1 protein-coding gene is annotated in these 1219 nt (G+C 25.9%); it reads right to left on the reverse strand.

What is annotated here, in order from left to right:
* Positions 1-1219 (reverse strand): hypothetical protein (locus tag AVBRAN9331_RS09685; RefSeq protein ID WP_336612923.1); only part of this gene is annotated, 1219 nt, incomplete at both ends.

Genomic DNA, 1219 nt, shown 5'->3' on the forward strand with positions numbered 1-1219 from the left:
ATTTAAATCAATTCTAAAATTTCCAGAACCAAGAGAAACATCATTAAATGCAACTCCTGTTAATTGCATATGATTTCCGGTAGATTGTATATCTAATTTTTTATCAGCAGTTCCACTAGCAGTTGAATTTGTAATATTTAAATTCTTACTTGAAATATCAGCTTTTATTGTGCTATCACTTATATTTGTAGTTCCACTTATAATAGATTTGCTATTTATAATTGAATTATTTGTAGCAGTTAGATTACCTACATTTATACTTCCACTTATTTCTGAATTATTCAAACTAATATTATTACTAGTAGCAATATTTGAAATAATTTTAGAACCATTGCTTGCAGTTAAGTTATTTACATTAATCTTATTATTTACTATTTGAGAAGCATCTATATTAAGACTTGTGTTGATTGCTTCTTTGTTAATAGATACACTATCAATATCAGCATTGATATTAGAATTATTTTTAATACTTATACTAGAAGTATTTTGTAAAGCTATTAAACTCTCATCAATAAAGGTAGAATCTATTTCAGCATTATTTTTAATTCTTATCTCTGTTCCAATAATAGATGAATTATTAACATTTAAATCTCTAGCAAAAATATTTGATATTTTATCAACTTGTAGTTTTTCATCTTTAGTTTTGTCAAATATAACACTTTCTAATGTTAATTTTGGAACATAAGGTCTTTGTGTTACATTGCTAGATGAATTTATCTTTTCAAGTCCTAATGAACTATCATGAATTAATGAATTTTTAATAATTAAAGTACCATTTGTATTATTTTCTGACCAAGCTTCTAATTTAACATCGCTAATTATTGAACCATCAAAAGTAACATTAGCAGTATCTTTAAGTAGATAATTAAAATTACTTGAATTCTTGTTCCCTTGTAAATCAGTTTTAATAAAATTAACCACTCCATCAAAATCAACTCTACTATCCAAGTCTAATTTGCCACTAGTAATACTTGCATTTTTAATATTTGTAGTTCCACCGGTTGAAGTTACTTTTAAATCTGTATAATTTTTCGCAGTATTATTACCTATATTTAGTGTTCCACCAGTTTGATTAATAATTCTATCAGTTTCAGCTGCATTATAATTTTTATTACTGCTATTACTTACATTAATAGTATTACTCTGCGCTAATGTATTAGTAGTGTTTAGAGCAGTATCAGCAAGAGCTAAATTACCCCCCCCCGCTAATATAAAAGCT

The organism is Campylobacter sp. RM9331 (assembly GCF_020137685.1).
Classification (GTDB): Bacteria; Campylobacterota; Campylobacteria; order Campylobacterales; family Campylobacteraceae; genus Campylobacter_E.